Raw genomic sequence first — 548 nt, 5'->3', positions numbered from 1 at the left:
CGACCGCTGCGCCCCCGGTCGGCGGCGGCCCTCCTGCGGCGCAGGGACGGCATCCTCATTCGCCGGTCGCGGCGGCGTCGCCGGCCAGGGCGGCCACGATCGTCGGTCCGAGGGCGGTCACGTCTCCGGCCCCCATGGTGAGGACCACGTCGCCGGCCTCGACCGCGGAGACCAGGTCAGCCACGGCCTGCTCCGGGTCGGCGGCGACGGCGCGGTCCGATTCGTCCGCCGTGGTGAGGCGGGAGGAGATCAGGCTCGAGTCGACTCCGGGGATCGGCTCCTCGCGGGCCGGATAGACCTCCAGGACCCGCACGCGGTCGGCCCCGGACAGGGCCGCAGCGAACTCGGCGGCGAAGTCCCGGGTCCGGGAGAACAGGTGCGGCTGGAACAGCACGTGCACCTGGTGCTGCCCCGCCACCGCGCGGGCGGCGGCCACCGCGGCGGCCACCTCGGTCGGGTGGTGCGCGTAGTCGTCGAAGACGCGCACTCCCCGTCCGGTCCCGCGGAACTCGAACCGGCGGGCGGTGCCGCGGAAGGCCTCGAGCCCG

The 548-nt window shown here is 76.5% G+C and carries 1 protein-coding gene; it reads right to left on the bottom strand.

Annotated features, from left to right (window positions below):
• Window positions 1-55 precede the first annotated feature (55 nt).
• Window positions 56-548 (bottom strand): glutamate ligase domain-containing protein (locus AC2W7A_RS13275; protein WP_485991744.1); only part of this gene is annotated, 493 nt, incomplete at its 5' end.

The sequence above is a fragment of the Micrococcus sp. LASM2_SD2 genome, assembly GCF_057364565.1.
This window is presented reverse-complemented; position numbering and strand designations above follow the sequence as displayed.